Below are 15281 nucleotides of genomic sequence, written 5' to 3'. Positions count from 1 at the left end.
CCTTTAGTTGCTAGGTTCTCCTCGAACGCTGCATTAATCCGCGCATTCAGGAAGCTCTATATCAACAAGTACTGGCAAGTGATCGGAAAATACACGGGTCTTTGCGTTTTTTAATTTTCGACAGGCTTTTACCCTAATATCATCAGAAACCCATACACGGTCGAGAGAAAATACGGGGAAGTGACTGGGAAAAGTAGCCCCTATTTTTTGTTGATTGAGAAGACCGTTTAAAGCATGAAATGCTCTTGAAAAGAACTGCCACTCATTAAAGTCTCCTGCCAAAAAGAGAGGCGTTTTATGTTGCTTTAACCTCGACGATAAATGCTCATGAAGCTGTGAAAACTGTGAGCGACGCTCCAGTTTTTTGAGCCCCTTATGGGTATTGACGACAGTCAGCGGCGTTTTCTCAGTTTGTAGCTCAATAATCTGAACATTTCTAGGTTGTCTTCCCCTTTGACTCACATCGACAGTATCGTGAGAAATAACATCAAAACGGGTAAGTATGGCATTGCCATACCAACCGTCAGCTTCTCTTATTGCCGGTGAGGGAATGAGTTTGAACGTGTTTTCAGCACATATATCCTTCACATCTTGCGCTGTGTCTCGATGTGGCGGGCGGGTATCCATTTCTTGTAGCAGCACAACATCCGCCCCACTATTTGCTAGAAATTGCCCTATGCGCTTGTAATCATGCTTTTTATCTCTGCCAACGCCGCTATGAATGTTGTAAGTCACTATGCGGCACATTTATCTGCCTCACTTTTACTACGGCTATCATCATTTACTTCGTCAGTACCAGATTCTCTACGAGCTTGATAATAACGGGCGAATTTTTGTGAACCCCAAATCATAAGACCCCACAGTACGATGCCGCCCACTAAATAGCTGATGGTCTTAGGAGAGGGGTTTTGCCATATCTGAGCAATAGAATCTCCCACGAGACCTTTCGCAATCATAGGAGGAAACATGCCCAAAAACGTACCGACCAAGAATTGAAAAATACCTATCGATGAAATTCCGGCCACAAGGTTGACTAAACTGAAAGGTGCGATAGGCAGCATACGGATAGCGGCCACACCTACGATGCCACTGCGTTTAAGCTTTTCATCGACCGCCGCTACTTTGGGGCCGCCTAGCTTTTTAAGCCCAGCATTTCCCGAAAGTTTGCCTATACCAAACATGATGGCTGAACTCATGAGCGCGCCCATCATACCGTAGATAGGCCCCCAAATAGGGCCAAAAATTGCGGCTACTGCAAGGGATAAAACCGTGACGGGAAAAAATAAAATACCGCCCACAACATACACCAAAAGAACGGTTGGTAGCGCAAAGTAGGTGCCTCTACTTTTCTCCAAGAAAGCATTAATACTGTCTGAACTTAACCATGGAATTGATTGGCTTGCCCAAAACATTAAACCGCCTAAAACAGCAACGATCACCAAACCCATTAAGATCATAATGCTCCGACGTTTTGGGTTGCGAGCAGGCAAAGCCGCGCCGTCGAAAGTAGGGACGGAAATTAGTGGCTCTTCAGGATCTGATAGCGCGCGGAACATATTTGTTCCAGAAAGCTCAGTAAAAATCTCATCGCGTACTTCTGTAAGAACATATCCATGGGCTATTTGGCCATGCAATAATGCTTCAACAGGCAAGTCTTCATTAAATATTGCCGGCATTGCTTCAATGTTTCTGCCCGTGTGCTCAGCGAGCAAGTCGTTTCTTACTTGCTCTATACAGGCTTGATTTTCCTTGTTGTTGCCAAACAGTACTGTGTCAATTTCAGTATCTAACGTCATTGAGCGGTTACTGATGTTTGAAGAGCCGATAACAAGGTATTTATTATCGATCGTCATAACCTTTGAATGAATGCGTTTGTAAGCGCGACGCCCCTGCATATCTTCGATAGAAGAGTAGGTAAGCTTCACGCGCTTAGGATCGATTCCCTTTTCTAAAATTGCTTTAAATTCAATTCGGCTCGCCCAGAAAGCTTCACATTCAAACTTACCTTTAGGCTCATAAGAACTTACTATAATCACCGAAAGGTTAGGCTTTAATTTCAGCTGTCGATTTAACGCTTCAGCAATTTCTTGCCTGGTTGTGAATTGATTTTCTATGTAAATGACAGATTCAGCTTCACCTATCAGGTCAAGCAGCATATGCCGAACTTCTTGGGCAGGCTCCACCTCATCCATGAAGGGAATAGTTCTCGCTAGCGCACACTCAACGTTTTCAAAGAGCGGCGGATAATCGTCGGGCCACGTTTCAGGCATAGGCGCGTCTTCATCAATAAGTGCATCTTCCCTAATGTTGATAGGCGTATTTTCTGCAACGCGCTGCCATCTCCATCTTACCAGTTTTGCGAAGTCAGCTACGACTGGGCCGCTTGATACCATTTGAACATCGTGTAGTGGACCGTACTCTCCGTCAGGCCCGTTACGTTCCTCTGACACTACCGGGTGGTCACGAGTGTCCCAGCGATTGGTGGAAACGTCCATTCCACCGGAAAATACTAGCTCATCGTCGACAACAACAATCTTTTGGTGCTGACTACCTCCCATCGGGATCGTGTCGTCTAACTCTGTTTGTACGTTTTCCGGTGTTTTTTCTTCCCACACCTCTTTTGCCCACATCTCGCGCTGGGCGAAGAAGGCAAGTGAGGAATCCCATCGCAGTAGGTAAATATTAATTTCAGGGTTTTGCTCAGCTTTCCATTTCAAAAGGTCGCTTATTACGCTTGGGGCTTCACTGTTGGCTTCATCATCGCCTCTGAGCAACCGAATTCGACTGTCAATGTCCCATCCCACAATAAATATACTGTGCTTGGCTTTTACAATGGAGCTATGTAACGCTTTGTAGTAATTACCGCAATCAATGAGTGGCGTCGAGAAGCGGGCTTTACTTTTTACCCAACAGTTTTGGCCTGGTTGAAATACACTCTTACCTGATTGCATGTTTCTATACCTGTTTTTCACTTTTTAATTAGTGAATGAAATTGCAGAATTCGTACCTGATATAAACTTCTCACTGAACTTCGTAAGTTACTGATATTTAATATTAAGATTTTTCTCCTATCTGCTTACGCAAAAAATGAGGGTGGGGTTTGTGTAATATTTTCACGTTTTATTCGTTTTAGTCTCTATAAGTGGAAAAAACATAAGAACTCATCTATATACTTTGCAGTTGTGTGAACTAAAGGCAAAGCAATGAATTTTTTTTCGCGCGAAAATGCGGCAGAACAGGCACTTTCCCAGTCTATCCTCGCGGTTGTGACGATAGATGAAAAAAACAATATCACGTTTTATAACAATGCTGCCCAGCGCTTATGGGGGTATGCGCCAAGTGAGGTGCTTGGTAAAAATATCAGAATGCTCGTCCCTCAAGAGCATCAAGCTAACCACGACAGCTATGTAAATACTCATAGAGCGACCAACGTAAACAAAATAGTTGGAAGCGCCCGAGAAGTAGAGCTAGAAACCAAGAGCGGAGAGCGAATTTGGGTTCAGCTTGCGCTGTCTCAGGTTATTGTCAGTGGTAAAAAACATTACACCGCGTTTGTTCGCGACGTTACTGAGGAAAGAGAGGCTCGGGAGATTGTTGAGCAAACGCTTGAACAGGCGTTAGATGCGGTAGTTTGCATTGATGAAAACAACAATGTGACCCTGTTTAATGCTTCTGCGGAAAAGCTTTGGGGGTACCGGAGAGAGGAAGTGATCGGGTGCAACGTTAAGATGTTGGTACCTCAAGAAATACAATCAAATCACGACAATTATGTTAATGCCAACCGAGAAACAGGTCAGGATAAAATTGTAGGGACAAGTCGCGAAGTAAAAGTCGAGCGAAAAGACGGTAAAAGCTTGTGGGGAAGGCTTTCGCTATCGAAAGTACGGCTGGCAGACAGAACACTTTATACGGCGTTTATAAGGGATGTTACTCAAGAAGTGGAGCAACGAGAGCTACAGCGCATGCTGTCTCTTGTCGCTAACGAGACCGACAATGCGGTTATTATTTCTGATGCAGATGGGCTTATTGAATATGTGAACAATGGATTTTATCGACTGACTGGTTGGCAACTCGAAGAAGTAAAAGGTAAAAAACCAGGGTCTTTCCTACAAGGTGAAGAAACAGACCAGCGAACAGTAAGCGTTATTCGCCAGAAATTAAAAAATAGAGAAGCTTTTTACGATGAGATACTCAACTATAGAAAAGAGGGGACGCCTTATTGGACGTCACTTTCCATTAACCCTGTTTTTAAAGATGGCACACTGGTCAATTTTATCGCAGTCCAAGCAGATATTACTCGCGTAAAACAAATGGCGCTAGACTTTACCAATAAACTCAAGGCAATTGGGAGTGCACTGGTTCTCCTTGAAATGGAACCAAATGGTGAAGTTATAGAAGCGAACAAGCTACTTCGCGACAATTTAAACGGCGTAATTGGTACTAAAGAGTTTGCTAGTGAAGTGATGGGCAAGCTATCGCCTGAGGACAAATCGGCGTTAGAGGCCTCCGGCTTTGTTTCTAAGATTATAGAACTTGAGAAAGACGGAAACTATTTGGCATTTGACGCACGAATTAGTGCGCTTAAAAACTTTAATGGGCAAATCACCCGGTTTGTCTTATTTGCGATCAATATCACGACTCGAAAACAAGCAGTTAACGATACTCAGGATTCGATGAAGGATCTTCTTGTTACCAGTCAAACAATTAGCAATATTGTCGGCACAATTAACTCCATTTCAGAACAAACGAATCTGTTAGCGTTAAACGCGGCAATTGAGGCCGCAAGAGCCGGTGAAATGGGAAGGGGCTTCGCAGTCGTAGCTGATGAAGTAAGGACGCTAGCAGGTAATTCTCAGTCATCTTCAAATGAAATTGACAACCTTGTTAAGGCAACGGTTTCAAAAATTGAGGAGTTGGCACAACTTATTCAGCGCATTGACGGTTAGTTGCTTAGATGTACTAGCTTAGAAAAGGCCTTCGCCACCAGGCGAAGGCCTTCTATTCAAATCTGACTATGTTTTAATGTAGCTTCAGCTAGCAATTAGAAGCGATACTCAACACCAATGCTGGCTTGTTTTAGATCGGTTTCAAAATCGGTATCGTCGATATCGTCAAATGCTTCGTCTGCGTCCAATTCTGTATCATATACAGTATATTCAGCATTAATTAGGAAGTTACTTGTAATCGCATAGCTTAGACCTGCGCCAACGAAAAGGCTCTCATCGTCGTTATCTCGCGATATACCTGCAAAATTATATTCAGTTTCAGACCAAAGCTGACCCGCCTTAGCATAAAGTGAGAAGCGTTCGGTTAACGGTAAAATACCTTTAATTGCCGCGGTATAGCCATCAGTTTCAGCGCCAGCAATATCATTACCATAATCGCCAAAGTCAATGTAGCCACCTTCAATCGCTACCCACTCATTGAATTTGTAACCCACTAGGCCTTGCCATACGTCTTTGTCATCATCAAAGTCATCTTCACCTTCAACGCGAAGGTAGCCGTAATTACCACCTACGTAAAAACCGCTGTCTTTCGCTTCAATTTGATTAGATTGAGCGTTTGCGCCAAACGAAGCCATTGCACTAATTGATGCAACCGCAGCTAGGCCAGTAAGTGTTTTAAGTGTGTTTTTCATAAGTTCGTCCTCATTACTTTTATAACATTCCATCGACTTCTTATTGAAGTTAATGTGTGATTGATTCCTACAACATCCCTTCAACAGTTGTGCCATGGTAGAAATTTCAAACTGTTGTTCAAAGCAAAGAAATTTTTTCAAAGATGACTCTTTTTTAGTACGTTTATTAAACACTTACCTATTTTAAGAGGCGTCACACAAAATAGAGCGAGCAAAATTTTCCTACTCTCGTGAAATAGATTCTCAAACCATGAGTAATCTTTTAAATATTCCATTTAGTTATTTGCAAGAGGTGCAGTAGTTAAAAGTGAGGGCGCTTTAAGGTATTGAATTTTATAGATAATTCATTTGATTGGTTTTTCTAATCGTGTAAATCCATTTTATCGACTGTAAAAAGTTGGCAACACTGTCTATCTTCTATCAGGCAAACAAGTAAATAAGATGTTAATGGTAATCGGCGTTCTACGCATCGATACCAATAGCAAAATTTAATCGAGACGGGAAAAACCATGACTATCAATAGGTTTAAAAGAACCACACTGTCAGCATTAGTTGCACTTTCACTTAGCGCGACATGTGCAGTTGCTAATGATCAAATCAGCAAGCCTGCCGGTGCAAAAGGCACAGGCATGGCAAAAGCTTTCCAAGCTAAAACCAATCAATTTTGGTGGCCAGATCAACTAGATTTAGCGCCACTTAGAGATCATGACAACCGTTCTAATCCTTTGGGTAACGACTTTAGTTATGCTAAGGCATTTTCCAAGCTTGACCTTGACCAAGTTAAAAGTGATATCAATGAATTGCTAACGACATCGCAAGATTGGTGGCCAGCAGATTTCGGTAACTATGGTCCTTTCTTTATTCGTCTCTCTTGGCACAGTGCAGGGACGTACCGCACGCTGGACGGCCGTGGAGGCGGTGATGGTGGTCAAATGCGTTTTGATCCACTTAATAGTTGGCCAGATAACGGAAACCTAGATAAAGCGCGACGTCTGTTGTGGCCGATTAAGCAAAAGTACGGTGAGAGCCTTTCATGGGGCGACTTAATGATTCTTGCAGGCACCGTAGGTATGGAAAACATGGGCTTTGATACCTATGGCTTCGCGGGCGGTCGTACCGACGACTGGGAGCCTGATATGGTGTATTGGGGTCCAGAGGTTGAAATGCTAGCGAGCGACCGTGAAGAGCGCGATGGCAAGCTTCAACGCCCACTTGGCGCTACGCATATGGGCCTTATTTATGTAAACCCAGAGGGACCAAAAGGTGTGCCTGATCCGATGGGCTCAGCAAAAAATATTCGTACAGCCTTTGGCCGTATGGCAATGAACGATGAAGAGACGGTAGCGCTAATTGCTGGTGGTCACACTTTTGGTAAAATGCATGGCGCACACAAACCTGCGGATTGCTTAGAAGCAGAGCCAGGTGGTGCTGGTCTTGAAGAGCAGGGTTTAGGATGGAAAAATAATTGCGGTAAAGGTAATGCAGAAGACACAGTAACCAGTGGTCTTGAAGGGGCTTGGACACAACTACCTACTAAATGGACAAGCTTGTACCTGCAGAACTTGCTAGGTTTTGAGTGGAAGCAAACCCGCAGTCCAGCTGGTGCTATTCAGTGGATCCCTACCGATGAGTCACTTCATACGTCAGTACCAGATGCACACGTTGAAGGTAAGAAAAACCCACCGGTCATGACGACGGCTGACCTTGCGCTTAAATACGATCCTGAATATCGCAAAATTGCTGAACGCTTTTTGGCTGATCCAAAAGAGTATCAAACAGCGTTCGCAAAAGCGTGGTTTAAGCTTACACACCGTGACATGGGACCTAAGTCTCGCTATCTAGGTAACGATATCCCAGAAGAAAACTTCATCTGGCAAGATCCGGTACCAAAGGCAGACTATAAAACCATTTCTGATAAAGACGTTAAGAAGTTAAAAGCGGATATTGTGGAGAGCGGTCTAACCGTTCAGCAGTTAGTAAAAACTGCATGGGCTGCGGCTTCTAGTTTCCGAGCTTCTGACTTGCGTGGTGGTGCAAATGGCGCACGAATAGCGTTAGAGCCTCAAATGAGTTGGGAAGCAAACGAGCCTGAAACAGTTAAAGCAGTAGTAGCGAAACTTAAGGAACTACAGGAAGAGTACAACTCTCGTATGTTCTCTAAGAAAAAGGTATCGCTAGCTGACTTGATAGTCATTGGTGGCGCTGCGGCTATCGAAAAAGCGGCTAAAGATGCTGGTTTTGATATCACGGTTCCGGTCGTTCCAGGGCGTACAGATGCGACACAAGAGCAAACAGACGTTAACTCTTTTGCGCTTCTTGAGCCGACGGCTGATGCATTTAGAAATTATTATAACGCCGAAGCAAGCTACCGCTCGCCAACAGATATGCTGGTAGATAAAGCTGATCAGCTAAATCTGACAGTGCCTGAAATGACCGTGCTATTAGGTGGTCTACGTTCATTGGGCGCAAATGTAGGCGGCTCTACACACGGTGTATTTACCGACAATGTGGGCACGCTCAACAATGATTTCTTCGTGACGCTGCTTGATATGGGCGTTAAATGGAGAAAAACTGACGATCCATCTGTTTACGAAGGGTTTAACAGAAAAACTGGCGAAGTAATGTATACAGGAACGCCAGTAGACTTGGTATTTGGTTCAAACAGTGAGTTACGCGCTGTCGCTGAAGTGTACGCTTACGACAATGCAAAAACTCGTTTTGTTGAAGACTTTGTCGATGCGTGGACAAAGGTTATGACGCTGGACCGTTTTGACTTACGTCACGACTTAAATGCAAAGTTGGAAAAATAAGCGAGAACTCGCGATTCGTTAAAGTACCACAAAAAAATACCACAAATAATAAGGGCGCTTCGGCGCCCTTTTTTGTTAAAAGTTGATATTTTATAAGTACTTATCTATGCGGGCTGGAGTTATCCAAAGGGGGGAATGAAATCGACTAGTAGCAGGATAAACTAATGATTTGTAGATTAAGTATGTGTTATCTCGCTTTGAATCCGATAGTTTGCTTCGCAAACTTGGCTCGATTTCGATACACTAAATGTTATTTTCGCTTCTACGAACACCACCGAAATGGCAAGCATCCAACGTTCTTTAGTTAATTTAGAAATGCTAAGTGACGATATTACTTCGCTCTCTTTTGAGGCACTCAATACAGCGGCTCACATTCGTCTTTTAAACGAAGTATTGAAAGAACTGAAAGATCTGAATGCGTTAGTGCCTAATGAGACAGAATCAAGTTTTCATAACGCAATGACAGGCTCAATTTTTGAGAATATTTTCGAGCGAAAACGGATGGTGGCAGTTTATATTAAGCTCATAGGGTACGTATTGACCGCTTGGGAGGCGACCAGTAAAGCCAATGCAATTCTTTTGGATAACTTCGACGCTAGTGCAGATAAGCGACTTGAGCTGCTTCAGGTGAAAGCAATAAAGGCTAAATCTCAGCTTAAAACAGTCGCAACTGCGATGGGGCAAAGCGATTACGAAAAGTTTACCCGTACACTTGGGCTTGAAACGCAAGAGTGGCAATGGGATACCCTTCGCGCACGGTTTTAGCCCAAGCGCGAAGGTGAAGTAAGGCTGCTTAGGGGGTTGTGTTTCTAATTCCAATGCCTTGTTCGTTGATCACGCGAACTTCGCGCTGAGGGAATGGAATTTCAATATCATGTTCGCGTAACGTTTCAAAAACAGTGAGTAAAAGATCTCCGCCGACACGATTTTTTCCGTCGTCTATTCCTTCCATCCAAAACTCTACAAACATGTTTACCCCTGAATCGCCAAAGCTATCAATCTCGCAGTCAGGCAATTCTTCAAAAGGAATATCGTCACCGCTTATTACTTGTGGATGCTCTGAGACCGCTTCCTTGATAATTTCTACCATAGCGCGGATGTCGGTCTTATAGGCAACAGAAAAATCGATGCGATAGCGCTGCTTTTGATTCTTATGAGTCCAATTAATGAGTAGAGAGCTGATGAATTTTTCGTTAGGTACGAGTACATCTTTGCCATCATAAGTTTCTAGCACGGCATAGCGCATTTTAAACTCTCTAACGATGCCTTTTTGGCCATCTTCAAGCTCAACATAGTCACCTACGGTGAGGGACTTATCGAGTAAGATAATAATACCTGAGATAAAGTTTGAAGCGATAGACTGAAGTCCTAAACCAAGACCTACGCCCAAAGCGCCGCCGAAAACAGCAAGTGCAGTTAAATTGATGCCCATAACATTAAGCAACAGTAAAAAAACTACACAGAAAAGCGCTACCTCGAAGAGCTTTGCAAAAACTTCCTTCGTTGATACATCGAGAGACTTGTGGTTTCTAATAATATCTTGGCCAATTGCATTTGAGCTGCGACCCAACCAAAACAATAGGCCGCCAAACAGCAACACTCGAGTCACGCCATAAGCTGAAATTTGGACATTGCCAACAGAGATAGCCATAGACTCTAAAGCTGACGTAATAAGCGGAAGTACACCTACTAGGTGTAAGAACAAAATGGGTAAACCGACCCAACGCATGCAAGCTGCGATCATTTTGTTTTCGACAAAACCTGTTATTAGCGAATTAACAAACAGCATTAGCGCAACAACAACGGCGATTTCCAACAACCAAGCATCGAACTGAAATTGTGCGCCGAGCACAGTGGTCAGCTTTAACATGCTTATCGTAATAAGCGGAAAAAGCGCTTCACCGAGATTGTATAAAAAACCGTGCATTGTATGTGCACCTTTCTCTGGCTTCTCCCGCGTGAACCTAAAGGGCTTTTTCACTTGTCTGGCGAGTAAGAAGGCAACACAATAAATGACGGCGATGGTAACTAGCTGTATCAAAAAGCTATCAGACGTAACTGATGTTTTTATTAGCGCCATTTTTTCTTCAAATTGCTGGGTTAAGCTTTCAACATTCATACTTTTTTTCACTTGTTCACCTCATCATTCAATTTAGATGTGGTTAGTGCGTGGATTAATTGCGCGTTTTTTAACTGTTATATCAAATCTGGTAAAGCTTTTTTTATCGTTGTTTCAGTAAATCATCGCTTCTGATATCTCAACTATGCCCCAAAAAAGGCTATTAGTCTTTATATCTACTACCTCTGCATGTCTATGACTTAGCAAATAGATGATGCAAAACTTGTGACACGGCACATCTGGTTTGTGATCATTTATCTGGGCCTTTTAAGTTAACTTGCAATAAATAACACGTTTGCTGGTGGAGCCTCTGAGTTCTGAAGCCGCAGTGGGTTGCAGGTAAACAATGAAATCTGATTGCAGAAGCGCGCTCGAAAATATCGTGTTCAATGACGGCGCAATAAGAAACGCTTAAAGAAGCCGGCAAATATGACGGTTTTTCTGACTAAAGTAGGTATTGGTGATTTTGCGGACGCAAACTATCATATAGAAGATGTGAACTGTTATCCCGTTGAGGTTGAGCTTTCACCAATTCGCAACCTAAAAGTTGATGCAATGACCAATTTTAAATTACTGATAGCCTTAATGGCCGCAGCGGCTATGGTTTTTTCCTCCCAAGCCGCTGGGGAGACAGACAAGCTTGAGCTTTCGGGCTTCGCAAGAGTAGTTGGTGGCTTTGTCGATACAGATAAAGCAACGTATGAAGGCTACGATGATAACGTTAGCTTTTCTGAAAAATCTCTGATTGCTGTTCAAGCGGATTATAACTTTTCTTCGACGCTATCTGCTTCCGCCCAGCTTTTGCTTCACACCGATGAAGATCGTGAGTCGGGCGTAGAATGGTTATATCTTACTTATACCCCTACTGAAGAAATTCAATTTAACGTGGGCCGTTTGCGTACGCCATTTCTTAAATATTCTGACGTTATCGATGTCGGCTTTGCCTATCCTTGGGTAAATGCCCCGCAACAGCTTTACAGCAGCTATATGTTTTCTCAGTACGAAGGTGCAAATGCACGCTACAGAGCAAACCTTGGTGATTTTATTGTCGATTTTGAGGCTTATTATGGCCGGTATGAAGACAGCCTTGTTTCAAGTGGTATTGACATTGAGGTTGAGCTAGACCAGCTTTTCGGCGGAGTAATTGAAGTGAATTACGGCGGCCTTCAGCTAAGAACCGCTACTATTAATGGCCCCAAAGTTGAGACGACAATCGACGAAATTGCGCCTTTTTTGCAAGGTTTAAGGGCTGCCGGGTTTGAGGAACTTGCAGAAAAGTTCGAAATTAACGACAGCGCCAGAGCGTTTTTGCTTGGGGCAAGTTACGACACGTTAAATTGGTATATGAGCGGCGAATGGATGAAGGTATCGTCCGATATCGACGTGCTGGCAAACCTGGAGAGCTTTTATATCTCTTACGGTTATTACTACGACAGTGTGCTTTTTCATCTAACTTATGCTTCTTCAAATCAGTCGCTGAATACTATTGAAAACACAATTCCCCCAGGCATTTCTCCAGAACTTGATGAACTTCGTTTTGGTGTTGATATACTTAACAGCTTCTTCCCAACAGATGACCTAGACACGTGGACACTTGGTGCTAGGTGGGACGTGAAGACAAACGTTGCGCTGAAAGCTGAGGTTTCACTTTTAGATGGAAAGCAAGGCAAAACGTCTTTCTTTGATATCCAAGACGAGACTTTTGATAGAAACGCGATGCTTTACCAATTAGCGTTAGAGTGGGTATTTTGATGCTGAAGTACACGCTAATATTGTTGTCTTTGCTAAGTTTTTCTCCTGCGTATGGGCAAGATAATATTTGGGTAGTGGCCAATGTTTCTGATAGTAACATAGCGCTTTCAAAAGCCGAGGTTAGGACGTTGTTTATGAACAACAGTACCTCGAGTTCGTCGGTGCTTACGCCAGTATCTATGATGCCCGGTCACAGGGCGCGGTCTATTTTCAACGCAAAAGTCATTGCGCTGCCTGAGTCAAGAATTCAGTCCTATTGGGCGCAAATGCGTTTCAGTGGTCGAATGACAGCGCCAAAAGAAATGGATTCACTGCAGGCCATGTTGCAATATTTAGATGAAAATGAAGGCGCTGTAGGCTATGTGCCAGCAGGAACGGAACTACCTTCTCATTTAACCGTGGTCTACGCGAGCCTATAATTAATGCAGATATGAGGCCTTCGTTAGGCCTCGTACTCTCTAAACACAGTTTATCGCGTCAAACTGCTAGCTATGATGTTTTTAAGTGGAGCGGGCCTACTGTACAAAAAGCCTTGAAGAGCATGACAGCCGTTCTGCTTTAAAAAACGTGCTTGTTCATGGGTTTCCACACCTTCAGCACAGACTGAAAAGTTTAAGCTTTTTGCCATTTCAATTATTGTCTTAGTGATTAATTCTGATTGTTGTGAACTTCCAATATCATTTACAAAGCTGCGGTCGATTTTCAACGTATCAATATCAAATTTTGTTAAGTAGCCTAACGAAGAATAACCCGTTCCGAAATCATCTAACGCCAACCGACAGCCGTGCTTTTTGATAGCGGTAAAAAAGCTATTAGCGACGTTGAAATTGTTCATGTATGCGGTTTCAGTGATTTCAAATTCAAGGTTTTTTGATGGTAGCCTGTCAGTATCCATTTCGCTTATTATAAATTGAGTGAGCTTGTTGCTATTTAAATCCATCGGGCTAAGGTTTATTGAAATGACAATATGTTGACCGAATGACTCAATTAACTGAGGGGCTTCGATACCAACACGTTTTATAACCCACATGCTGATCAGCGACACCTTTTCCGTTTGTTCTGCTACGGTAATAAATTCCGCTGGCGATACTTCTCCTAATTCATCATCATGCCAGCGAAGCAAGGCTTCAAAGCCGATTACGTTTTCGTCCATATCAACTTTTGCTTGATAACTAAGGTAAAAGGCGTCGCCTTCTAGCGCTTGCGAGAGCCTCGTTGATATAAGAACCTTACGCTGAGTATTAGCAAGCATCGCTTCGCTAAACCATGTATACCTAGCCTTACCATCGTCTTTTGCTTTATACATGGCTACATCGGCATTAGTGACAAGGTTGGACAACTCGTATCCACATTCACTTGCAAGAGCAAGCCCCACACTCGCGCTAGAATCAAAACGAAATGAGCTAAAAATATGTGTGCGATCCACTGCGTTTACAAGCTTATTGGCAATATCCTCTAGTGCCTGTTTACTTGGCAAATTGGGTACTATCACAATAAATTCATCTCCACCTAGACGCCCTAAAGTATGGTCTTTACTTAGAATGTTCGTCATAGCCGCACTAATATGGATCAAAAATTTATCGCCGATATCGTGCCCAAAAGAGTCGTTAATTGATTTAAAACCGTCAATATCAACAAAAAGCAAACCAAGTTCGCTATGATTCATGCGAGATTTGGCAAGCTCTCTTGTGAGAAGGTGCATTAAAAACTGTCTGTTGGGCAAACCAGTTAATGCATCAAAATTAGCAAGCTTTTCCATTTGCGATTGCTGTTTTTGTAATAACGAATTTTTTTCCGCATTTGCTTCAGATTGCGCTTTAATATTGGACATCATGTTATTAAAGGCGCGAGACAGAGAAAGGGTCTCCTCTCTATCGATTTCCTCTACTTTTACGTCGTAGTTTTTGTCGTCAACTACGCTATCCATCGTTTTTATTAGCGTATTAAGAGGCTGAAATACCTTTCGTTGTGCTCTTACTGAAATTAGAAGTGCAAGTACTATAAGAAAGGCGACTGATGGTGTTACAAGCGTAATATATCGCTTGCGACTATCTCTTAATGCGTCTTGAAGGTTAAAGACTAAAATGAACTTACCAAGTGGAAATGTTGACTCACCGATGGTTTTTACCACCACAACTTTATTTTTGATTTGATGAAGGCCAAGTGCAAGTGAAGCAATTGATTTGTCGACATGTGAAAAAGAAGAAAGGTTTTCAGACAAAACGCCGTTAAAGACTTTGCCATCCCGTTCTTCTTTAGAAGGGCCTAGTGGGGTTTTCTCTTCATTTATTCCAGCAGGGCCAATATACATATTTAACACGTTTCCATCGTTATCCAATATGTAGGCGGTTTCTGCATAGTCATATTCACCGAGTCTGAGTAATACTTCGGTTTGGTAAAAGCTACCGGCTGGGTCGTCAATAAAATCTATCAAATCAACCGCGATATTCTCACCTATCGCGTTCACTTCTGCTGAAACAAACTCAACATAGAGTTTTTCATAAACATAAATGGATAAACCAATGATAAGCGAACTTATCACTGCGATTGAGGTAACGGTATTAAACGAGATTTGTGAACGTAGACTTTTCAAGGCAACACTCTAATTATTTTTAACAGTGAAATGAGTGAACATAGAGAGTGGAAACACCTAGTAAAATTGCGATAGCTTCAACGCTATTTGAGTATAGACGTTTTATCTTTTTTTGAATTGAATTACATCAGCAATTAGTAGTAGGCAAACCTAAATACGTAAGGTTTTATATATCGAATTTAAATAACGCCCTAAAGAACATTATGAATAGCTGGATTGACAATCACTAAACAAAATTCGTAAGGCAGCATTCAGTCAAGATATGAGTGCGAGCCTTGTTGGACAAAAAATGCGCTGGTGACCGCGTTCGATTAATGGTAAACTCCGCCCGCACTTTGTAAGAGTAAATACATCCGTTCTTTTCTTGAT

10 protein-coding genes are annotated in these 15281 nt (G+C 42.7%); 5 read left to right on the top strand and 5 right to left on the bottom strand.

What is annotated here, in order from left to right; all coding sequences use genetic code 11:
* Positions 1-33: 33 nt before the first annotated feature.
* A complete protein-coding gene (locus ACM0P2_RS16105; protein ID WP_419226805.1) occupies positions 34-747 on the bottom strand; it encodes an endonuclease/exonuclease/phosphatase family protein in 714 nt (237 codons plus the stop codon).
* Positions 735-2951: a VTT domain-containing protein gene (locus ACM0P2_RS16100; RefSeq protein WP_419226804.1), complete on the bottom strand. Its 2217-nt coding sequence runs from the start codon at positions 2949-2951 to the stop codon at positions 735-737. The genes ACM0P2_RS16105 and ACM0P2_RS16100 overlap by 13 nt, the downstream gene beginning before the upstream one ends.
* Before the next feature lie 252 nt (positions 2952-3203).
* Here ACM0P2_RS16100 and ACM0P2_RS16095 point away from each other — a divergent pair, with 252 nt between their 5' ends.
* Positions 3204-4946, top strand: a complete 1743-nt coding sequence (locus ACM0P2_RS16095) for a PAS domain S-box protein (protein WP_159120022.1) — start codon at positions 3204-3206, stop codon at positions 4944-4946.
* A gap of 95 nt (positions 4947-5041) precedes the next feature.
* Here ACM0P2_RS16095 and ACM0P2_RS16090 read toward each other — a convergent pair whose 3' ends face one another.
* Positions 5042-5638 (bottom strand): porin family protein, encoded by a 597-nt coding sequence (locus ACM0P2_RS16090; protein ID WP_105932148.1) that lies wholly within the window; start codon positions 5636-5638, stop codon positions 5042-5044.
* 509 nt (positions 5639-6147) lie between these two features.
* On the opposite strand from ACM0P2_RS16090, the gene katG reads away from it, so the two are divergent.
* Both katG and ACM0P2_RS16080 read left to right on the top strand, forming a co-directional pair.
* Positions 6148-8448 carry a catalase/peroxidase HPI gene (gene katG / locus ACM0P2_RS16085; protein ID WP_419226803.1) on the top strand — a complete coding sequence of 767 codons (2301 nt, stop codon included), beginning with the start codon at positions 6148-6150 and terminating at the stop codon, positions 8446-8448.
* 279 nt (positions 8449-8727) lie between these two features.
* Positions 8728-9213, top strand: a complete 486-nt coding sequence (locus tag ACM0P2_RS16080; RefSeq protein WP_120962135.1) for a hypothetical protein — start codon at positions 8728-8730, stop codon at positions 9211-9213.
* Between the two features lie 28 nt (positions 9214-9241).
* Here ACM0P2_RS16080 and ACM0P2_RS16075 read toward each other — a convergent pair whose 3' ends face one another.
* Positions 9242-10567 (bottom strand): mechanosensitive ion channel family protein, encoded by a 1326-nt coding sequence (locus tag ACM0P2_RS16075; protein ID WP_419227711.1) that lies wholly within the window; start codon positions 10565-10567, stop codon positions 9242-9244.
* 429 nt (positions 10568-10996) lie between these two features.
* Here ACM0P2_RS16075 and ACM0P2_RS16070 point away from each other — a divergent pair, with 429 nt between their 5' ends.
* Both ACM0P2_RS16070 and ACM0P2_RS16065 read left to right on the top strand, forming a co-directional pair.
* The gene (locus ACM0P2_RS16070) at positions 10997-12319 is read left to right on the top strand and encodes a hypothetical protein (RefSeq protein ID WP_236547195.1); all 1323 of its coding nucleotides are present in this window, start codon (positions 10997-10999) and stop codon (positions 12317-12319) included.
* A 134-nt stretch (positions 12320-12453) separates the two neighbouring features.
* A complete protein-coding gene (locus ACM0P2_RS16065; protein WP_236547196.1) occupies positions 12454-12738 on the top strand; it encodes a hypothetical protein in 285 nt (94 codons plus the stop codon).
* Between the two features lie 50 nt (positions 12739-12788).
* Here the strand turns inward: ACM0P2_RS16065 and ACM0P2_RS16060 are convergent, their stop codons facing one another.
* Positions 12789-14912, bottom strand: a complete 2124-nt coding sequence (locus ACM0P2_RS16060) for an EAL domain-containing protein (RefSeq protein WP_419226802.1) — start codon at positions 14910-14912, stop codon at positions 12789-12791.
* Positions 14913-15281 lie beyond the last annotated feature (369 nt).

This window comes from Alteromonas sp. OM2203 (assembly GCF_048517045.1).
GTDB classification, from domain to species: domain Bacteria; phylum Pseudomonadota; class Gammaproteobacteria; order Enterobacterales; family Alteromonadaceae; genus Alteromonas; species Alteromonas gracilis.
Note: the sequence above shows the minus strand (reverse complement) of the source record. Positions and strands in the feature narration are given on the sequence as shown.

Bases quoted from the DNA above. Each gene is read 5' to 3' on its own strand.
- ACM0P2_RS16075 (WP_419227711.1), bottom strand. From the start codon at position 10,567: ATGAATGTTGAAAGCTTAACCCAGCAATTTGAAGAAAAAATGGCGCTA.
- ACM0P2_RS16095 (WP_159120022.1), top strand. From the start codon at position 3,204: ATGAATTTTTTTTCGCGCGAAAATGCGGCAGAACAGGCACTTTCCCAG.
- ACM0P2_RS16100 (WP_419226804.1), bottom strand. From the start codon at position 2,951: ATGCAATCAGGTAAGAGTGTATTTCAACCAGGCCAAAACTGTTGGGTA.
- ACM0P2_RS16105 (WP_419226805.1), bottom strand. From the start codon at position 747: ATGTGCCGCATAGTGACTTACAACATTCATAGCGGCGTTGGCAGAGAT.
- ACM0P2_RS16090 (WP_105932148.1), bottom strand. From the start codon at position 5,638: ATGAAAAACACACTTAAAACACTTACTGGCCTAGCTGCGGTTGCATCA.
- ACM0P2_RS16070 (WP_236547195.1), top strand. From the start codon at position 10,997: ATGACGGTTTTTCTGACTAAAGTAGGTATTGGTGATTTTGCGGACGCA.
- katG (WP_419226803.1), top strand. From the start codon at position 6,148: ATGACTATCAATAGGTTTAAAAGAACCACACTGTCAGCATTAGTTGCA.
- ACM0P2_RS16065 (WP_236547196.1), top strand. From the start codon at position 12,454: ATGAACAACAGTACCTCGAGTTCGTCGGTGCTTACGCCAGTATCTATG.
- ACM0P2_RS16080 (WP_120962135.1), top strand. From the start codon at position 8,728: ATGGCAAGCATCCAACGTTCTTTAGTTAATTTAGAAATGCTAAGTGAC.